Below are 7,627 nucleotides of genomic sequence, written 5' to 3' on the forward strand. Positions count from 1 at the left end.
TTTGGCAATTAACGCACAAGAAATCAGCGCTTTAATTAAGCAACAAATTGAAAATTTCAAACCCAATTTTGATGTATCTGAAACAGGTGTTGTAACCTATATCGGGGACGGAATTGCGCGTGCTCACGGCCTTGAAAATGCCATGAGTGGGGAGCTGTTGATTTTTGAAAACGGCTCTTATGGAATGGCGCAAAACTTGGAGTCAACAGACGTTGGGATTATCATCCTAGGTGACTTTACAGATATTCGTGAAGGCGATACCATTCGTCGTACAGGTAAAATCATGGAAGTTCCTGTTGGTGAGAGCCTTATTGGACGTGTTGTGGATCCACTTGGTCGTCCAGTTGACGGTCTTGGAGAAATCCATACTGATAAGTCTCGTCCAGTAGAAGCGCCGGCTCCTGGTGTTATGCAACGTAAGTCCGTATCAGAACCATTGCAAACAGGTTTGAAAGCTATTGATGCCCTTGTTCCGATTGGTCGTGGTCAACGTGAGTTGATTATCGGTGACCGTCAGACAGGGAAAACAACCATCGCTATTGATGCTATTTTGAACCAAAAAGGTCAAGATATGATCTGTATCTATGTAGCGATTGGACAAAAAGAGTCAACTGTTCGTACGCAAGTTGAAACACTTCGTCAGTACGGTGCCTTGGACTACACAATCGTTGTGACAGCTTCTGCTTCACAACCTTCTCCATTGCTCTTCCTAGCTCCTTATGCTGGGGTTGCTATGGCAGAAGAGTTTATGTACCAAGGAAAGCATGTTTTGATCGTTTATGATGATCTTTCAAAACAAGCGGTCGCTTATCGTGAACTCTCCCTCTTGCTTCGTCGTCCACCAGGTCGTGAAGCCTTCCCTGGGGATGTTTTCTACCTTCATAGCCGTTTGCTTGAGCGTTCAGCTAAGGTTTCTGATGAACTTGGTGGTGGTTCAATCACAGCTCTACCATTTATCGAGACACAAGCAGGAGATATCTCTGCTTATATCGCAACCAACGTGATTTCAATCACAGATGGTCAAATCTTCCTTGGCGATGGTCTCTTCAATGCGGGTATTCGTCCAGCTATCGATGCGGGTTCATCTGTATCTCGTGTAGGTGGTTCTGCACAAATCAAAGCTATGAAGAAGGTTGCTGGTACACTTCGTATCGACCTTGCTTCATATCGTGAGTTGGAAGCCTTCACTAAGTTTGGTTCTGATTTGGATGCGGCTACTCAAGCTAAGTTAAATCGTGGACGTCGTACCGTTGAAGTTCTGAAACAACCAGTTCACAAACCATTACCTGTTGAGAAACAAGTAACCATTCTTTATGCTTTGACACATGGTTTCTTGGATACGATTCCTGTAGATGACATTGTTCGTTTTGAGGAAGAGTTTCATGATTTCTTTGATGCACAGCATCCAGAGATTTTGGAAACTATTCGTGAAACAAAAGACTTGCCAGAAGAAGCAGTCTTGGATGCTGCGATTACAGAGTTTCTCAATCAATCCAGCTTCCAATAAGAATAGAGGTGTCAGATGGCAGTATCTCTAAATGATATTAAAACAAAAATCGCCTCAACAAAAAATACTAGTCAAATCACTAATGCCATGCAAATGGTATCGGCTGCCAAGTTAGGTCGCTCTGAAGAAGCAGCACGCAACTTTCAAGTTTATGCTCAGAAGGTTCGTAAGCTTTTGACGGATATTCTGCATGGTAACGGATCTGGTGGTTCTACCAATCCGATGCTCATTAGTCGTCCAGTTAAGAAAACAGGCTATATCGTTATTACTTCAGACCGTGGCTTGGTTGGAGGTTATAATGCTTCCATCCTTAAAGCTGTGATGGAGCTGAAAGAAGAATACCATCCAGATGGTACAGGTTTTGAGATAATCTGTATTGGTGGTATGGGAGCTGATTTCTTTAAGGCTCGTGGTATTCAGCCAATCTATGAACTACGTGGCTTGGCAGATCAACCTAGTTTTGATGAAGTTCGTAAAATTATTTCAAAAACGATTGAAATGTATCAAAATGAACTTTTTGATGAACTCTATGTTTGTTACAACCATCATGTCAATACTCTCACAAGTCAAATGCGTGTGGAACAAATGCTGCCGATTGTTGACTTAGATCCAAATGAAGCGGATGAAGAGTATAGCTTGACCTTTGAGTTGGAAACGAGTCGTGATGAGATTCTAGAGCAGTTGTTACCTCAGTTTGCAGAAAGTATGATATACGGGGCTATCATCGATGCCAAGACAGCTGAGAATGCTGCAGGTATGACAGCCATGCAAACGGCAACTGATAATGCCAAGAAAGTCATCAATGATTTGACAATCCAGTATAACCGTGCCAGACAGGCGGCGATTACACAAGAAATTACAGAAATTGTAGCGGGGGCTAGTGCCTTAGAATAAGGCTTTGCCTCCCTCGTATCAAAATGAACTTAGGACCTAGGTGAACTAGGAACCGACAGTATCTTATATAGAATAGGAGAAGGAGATGAGTTCAGGTAAAATTGCTCAGGTTATTGGACCCGTTGTCGACGTCTTGTTCGCAGCAGGGGAAACACTTCCTGAGATTAATAATGCACTTGTCGTCTACAAAAATGACGAAAGAAAAACAAAAATCGTCCTTGAAGTAGCCTTGGAGTTGGGTGATGGTATGGTTCGTACGATCGCCATGGAATCAACAGATGGTTTGACTCGTGGAATGGAAGTTTTGGACACAGGCCGTCCAATCTCTGTTCCAGTAGGTAAAGAAACTTTGGGACGTGTCTTCAACGTTTTGGGAGATACCATCGACTTGGATGCTCCTTTCGCTGAAGACGCTGAGCGTCAGCCAATTCATAAGAAAGCTCCAACTTTTGATGAATTGTCTACCTCATCTGAAATCCTGGAAACAGGGATCAAGGTTATCGACCTTCTTGCCCCTTACCTAAAAGGTGGTAAAGTTGGACTTTTCGGTGGTGCCGGAGTTGGTAAAACTGTCTTGATCCAAGAATTGATTCACAATATTGCCCAAGAACACGGTGGTATTTCAGTATTTACTGGTGTTGGGGAACGTACTCGTGAAGGGAACGACCTTTACTGGGAAATGAAAGAATCAGGTGTTATCGAGAAAACAGCCATGGTATTTGGTCAGATGAATGAACCACCTGGAGCACGTATGCGTGTTGCCCTTACTGGCTTGACAATCGCCGAATATTTCCGTGATGTAGAAGGCCAAGATGTGCTTCTCTTTATCGATAATATCTTCCGTTTCACTCAAGCTGGTTCAGAAGTATCTGCCCTTTTGGGTCGGATGCCTTCAGCCGTTGGTTACCAACCAACCCTTGCTACGGAAATGGGTCAATTGCAAGAGCGTATCACTTCAACTAAGAAGGGTTCTGTAACTTCTATCCAGGCTATCTATGTGCCAGCGGATGACTATACTGACCCTGCGCCAGCAACGGCCTTCGCTCACTTGGATTCAACAACTAACTTGGAACGTAAGTTGGTACAGTTGGGGATTTACCCAGCCGTTGACCCACTTGCTTCAAGCTCTCGTGCCTTGGCACCTGAGATTGTTGGTGAGGAGCACTATGCAGTTGCTGCTGAGGTCAAACGTGTTCTTCAACGTTACCATGAATTGCAAGATATCATTGCTATCCTTGGTATGGATGAACTCTCTGATGAAGAAAAGACTTTGGTTGCTCGTGCCCGTCGTATCCAGTTCTTCTTGTCTCAAAACTTCAACGTTGCCGAACAATTTACTGGTCAACCTGGTTCTTATGTACCAGTAGCGGAAACAGTTCGCGGCTTTAAGGAAATCCTTGAAGGAAAACATGACCATCTACCAGAAGATGCCTTCCGTGGTGTCGGTTCAATCGAAGATGTGATTGCAAAAGCTGAGAAAATGGGATTTTAAGAGGTGATCTATGGCTCATTTAACAGTCCAGATCGTGACACCAGATGGCCTCGTCTATGATCACCATGCCAGCTTTGTATCGGTACGAACTCTGGATGGTGAGATGGGGATCTTGCCACGACATGAAAATATGATTGCGGTTTTAGCGGTTGATGAAGTAAAGGTAAAACGAATCGATGACGATACTCATGTGAACTGGATTGCAGTGAACGGAGGAATTATCGAGATTGCCAATGACATCATTACTATTGTAGCAGACTCAGCAGAACGTGCTCGTGATATCGATATTAGCCGTGCCCAACGTGCTAAACTTCGTGCTGAACGTGAGATTGAAGAAGCACAAGATAAACACTTGATTGACCAAGAACGGCGAGCTAAGGTTGCTTTGCAACGCGCCATTAACCGTATCAATGTCGGAAATAAACTATAAAATAAAAATGAACTTGCTTAAGCAAGTTCATTTTTATTTTACATTAATGTTTAAATGTGATGCAAACGGCTTCGGGAACTTGGAAATCGTTAGAAAGCTCAGCTAATCGACCAGTTTCGGGATTACGTTTAAAGACGGTTGCATTATCTGAATCTTGGTGAACTGCAATTAGAAATTCTTGGTCAGGAGTAAGATTGAAATCGCGCGGATTTTGTCCGTGGCTGGGCACAATTTCTAATAACTCCAGACTACCATCAGCTATGATGCTAAATACAGCAATGGAATCATGACCTCGGTTTGATGCATAGAGATATTTGCCGTCTTTTGAAAGACGAATGGCAGCAGTAGCATTAAAGTCCTCATATCCATCTGGCAAAGTCGAAATGACTTGCATGCGTTCAAATTCACCAACACCATCGTAAATCAAGACTTCAATGGTACTGTTGAGTTCACAGATGAGGTAGGCAATCTTATAATGATGATGGAAAACGATGTGGCGAGCACCTGCTCCAGCTTGGCTGTGATAAGTGTAGAGTTTACTTAGTTTTCCTTCTGGGCTAACATCGTAGGTCGTTACTTCATCCGTTCCTAGATCACATGTGACGAGATACTGGTCAGGTGTTAGATCCGTAAAGTGTACATGTGGGGAAGATTGGTTTTCATGAGGACCTTGTCCGCTATGCTGATCTAGATCTGTTTGGATGAGGCTACCATCCGATTGACGTTTATAAACTAGAACTTGACCTTTATGATAGTTGGCCCCATAAACAAGACCACGTTTTTCATCTACTGCCACATAACAATGAGGAGCGCCTTCTTCCACCACATGATTTAACAAAGTGCCGTCGGTCTTGTAAGCAGCGATTCCACCCAAGCCATCCTGGTTCCCTACGGTGTATAAGTGTTGCTGTTGGTCAAAGGCAAGGTAGGTCGGACTTGGTTCAGCAGCAAAGAGTTCAAGATTTTCAAGCTGGCCTGTTTCTGTATTAAAATCAGCTTTGTAAATCCCTTTAGATAAGCGACGAGTGTAAGTTCCAAAATAAACAGTTTCTTTCATGTCCATACCTCTTAATAATGATAAGTTCATTATACCACAAAATGAAATTCTTAACTGACTTTCATCATTTTTTGAAAATTACAGAAAACATCTTAGGGGGATTTATTTAGTTTTTACCTTGCTTTCAAAAATCAAAGTGATATAATAATCATATATTTGATTTAAAGGAGTGTCTTATGAAAAAACGTATTTTTCTAACGGCTGCAGTAGCAGTGTTGTCATCAGCACTACTAGCAGCTTGTTCGTCTGGTGGTAAAAATGCTAACCAACCTGTGACTTATACTTATGTCTTCTCATCGGATCCTGCAACTTTGGACTATACAGTTTCTGGAAATTCCAGTACCAAACAGGTGACTGGGAATGTCATCGATGGTTTGCTTGAGAATGACCAATATGGAAATCTTGTGCCGTCTGTAGCAGAGGACTGGAGTGTTTCTAAAGATGGTTTGACTTACACCTATAAAATCCGGAAAGGGATTAAGTGGTACACTAATGAAGGCGAGGAATATGGTGAAGTAAAGGCTCAGGATTTCGTGACAGGTTTGAAACATGCTGTCGCTAAGAAATCACAAGCCCTCTATCTCGTACAGGATTCAATCAAAGGGTTAGATGATTATATTAACGGGAAAACAAATGATTTTTCTACTGTTGGAATTAAGGCGACAGATGATTATACTCTTGTTTATACGCTTAATAATCCTGAATCTTTCTGGAATTCCAAGACAACGATGGGTGTTTTAGCACCAATCAATGAAGACTTTTTAGCCTCTAAAGGGGATGATTTTGGTAAACCTACTGATGTTACAAGTATTCTATACAATGGTCCTTACCTTCTGAAAGGTCTCACATCAAAATCTTCAATCGAGATGACGAAAAACCAAAACTATTGGGATAAAGGAAATGTTTTCATTGATGATATAAAATTAACCTTCTTTGATGGTCAAGATGCAGACTCTCTTGGTCGTGGTTTTGATGAAGGCCACTACCCAGCAGCTCCCCTCTTTAAGAATTCTGCGAACTATGAGCGATTTAAAGAAAAATACAAAGACAACATTGTGTATGGTCAACAAAGAGGAGGTAGCTACTACATTTCAACTAATATTGATCGTGTAGCCTATAACCATACTTCTAAAACAACGGACGAAGAAAAGACATCTACTAAGAAAGCTTTGTTGAACAAAGATTTCCGCCAAGCCTTGGCTTTTGGAGCAGATCGTAAGGCTGCTGTCTCTCAAGTATTTGGTGATGAAGTTGCCCCTCGTAAATTACGTACTAGCTTTACACCTCCAACGTTTGTTCAAATTGGAGATCAATCTTTTGGTCAAGTAACAAAAGCAGAACTTGACAAGTTGGATACTGCTTGGAGCGATGTTAGCCTAGATGATGCACAAGATTCACTTCATAATGTAGAGAAAGCTAAAACCAAACTTGAAGCGGCTAAGAAAACTCTTCAAGCCGACGGTGTTCAGTTCCCTATTCATTTGGACTTGCCAGTTTCCTCTACTCAAACAGATTTTGTACGTCAAGCTCAATCGTATAAACAATCAATAGAGGAAGCTCTTGGAGTTGAAAATGTAGTGGTTGATATCCAACAAGTTTCTGATGATGAATTGGGAAGTATGACCGTTCTTGCAACTTCAAAAGACAATATCGACTGGGATATCAATCCAAACAGTGGATGGAGCCCAGACTATGCAGATCCATCAACCTATCTTGATGCATTTGATCCAACATCTGGACCAACTCTTCTTGGAGCACTTGGTATTGCACCAGGATCAGATAGTTCAGCCATTAAGGCAGTAGGATTGGATAAATACAAAGAATTACTTGATGATGCAAACAGTGAGAAAACAGATCTCGAAAAACGCTATTCAAAATATGCTAAAGCTCAAGCATGGTTGACAGATAGTGCTTTGATCATCCCTGTTAACTCTGACGGTGCCCAAATGCTTGTTACAAAGAAAGTTCCAGGAACAGGAGCAGATGGTTGGGTCGGTGATAAAACAGGTGAAAACAGTTATAAATATCTGAAGATTCAAGATAAGATTGTGACAAGTAAAGAAATGGAAGAATTCCGTAAGAAATTTGCTGAAGAAAAAGCAAAATCAAACGAAGAATACCAAAAACAACTATCAAGTCATATTAAAGATTAAATAAATCTCCTCAATTGTGTACTGACCCCAAAAAGTTAGACAAATAATTTAAGTGAAGGATTTAGTTCTGTATTGCACAGGACTAAGTCCTTTT

General features: G+C 41.6%; 6 protein-coding genes. 5 read left to right on the forward strand and 1 reads right to left on the reverse strand.

Annotated features, from left to right (window positions below; translation table 11 throughout):
* The first annotated feature begins 1 nt into the window (after nt 1).
* The 4 genes from atpA (at nt 2) to ACIY14_RS07210 (ending at nt 4,323) form a co-directional block, all read left to right on the forward strand.
* On the forward strand, nt 2-1,507 hold the full coding sequence (atpA, locus tag ACIY14_RS07195; RefSeq protein ID WP_000996624.1) for a F0F1 ATP synthase subunit alpha: 1,506 nt from the start codon (nt 2-4) through the stop codon (nt 1,505-1,507).
* Between the two features lie 15 nt (nt 1,508-1,522).
* Nucleotides 1,523-2,401 carry a F0F1 ATP synthase subunit gamma gene (locus tag ACIY14_RS07200; RefSeq protein ID WP_000301231.1) on the forward strand — a complete coding sequence of 293 codons (879 nt, stop codon included), beginning with the start codon at nt 1,523-1,525 and terminating at the stop codon, nt 2,399-2,401.
* Nucleotides 2,402-2,486: 85 nt separating this feature from the next.
* Nucleotides 2,487-3,893 (forward strand): F0F1 ATP synthase subunit beta, encoded by a 1,407-nt coding sequence (atpD, locus tag ACIY14_RS07205; protein ID WP_000094371.1) that lies wholly within the window; start codon nt 2,487-2,489, stop codon nt 3,891-3,893.
* Nucleotides 3,894-3,903: 10 nt separating this feature from the next.
* Entirely contained in the window at nt 3,904-4,323 is a 420-nt protein-coding gene (locus ACIY14_RS07210) for a F0F1 ATP synthase subunit epsilon (protein ID WP_000940837.1), read from the forward strand.
* A 43-nt stretch (nt 4,324-4,366) separates the two neighbouring features.
* On the opposite strand, the gene ACIY14_RS07215 is transcribed toward ACIY14_RS07210, so the two are convergent.
* Nucleotides 4,367-5,380, reverse strand: a complete 1,014-nt coding sequence (locus ACIY14_RS07215) for a lactonase family protein (RefSeq protein WP_409002091.1) — start codon at nt 5,378-5,380, stop codon at nt 4,367-4,369.
* Nucleotides 5,381-5,556: 176 nt separating this feature from the next.
* On the opposite strand from ACIY14_RS07215, the gene ACIY14_RS07220 reads away from it, so the two are divergent.
* The gene (locus ACIY14_RS07220; RefSeq protein WP_007519706.1) at nt 5,557-7,533 is read left to right on the forward strand and encodes a peptide ABC transporter substrate-binding protein; all 1,977 of its coding nucleotides are present in this window, start codon (nt 5,557-5,559) and stop codon (nt 7,531-7,533) included.
* Nucleotides 7,534-7,627: the final 94 nt, after the last annotated feature.

The organism is Streptococcus sp. ST16, from assembly GCF_046098135.1.
GTDB lineage: Bacteria > Bacillota > Bacilli > Lactobacillales > Streptococcaceae > Streptococcus.

Bases quoted from the DNA above. Each gene is read 5' to 3' on its own strand.
- ACIY14_RS07200 (WP_000301231.1), top strand. From the start codon at position 1,523: ATGGCAGTATCTCTAAATGATATTAAAACAAAAATCGCCTCAACAAAA.
- atpD (WP_000094371.1), top strand. From the start codon at position 2,487: ATGAGTTCAGGTAAAATTGCTCAGGTTATTGGACCCGTTGTCGACGTC.
- ACIY14_RS07210 (WP_000940837.1), top strand. From the start codon at position 3,904: ATGGCTCATTTAACAGTCCAGATCGTGACACCAGATGGCCTCGTCTAT.
- ACIY14_RS07215 (WP_409002091.1), bottom strand. From the start codon at position 5,380: ATGAAAGAAACTGTTTATTTTGGAACTTACACTCGTCGCTTATCTAAA.
- ACIY14_RS07220 (WP_007519706.1), top strand. From the start codon at position 5,557: ATGAAAAAACGTATTTTTCTAACGGCTGCAGTAGCAGTGTTGTCATCA.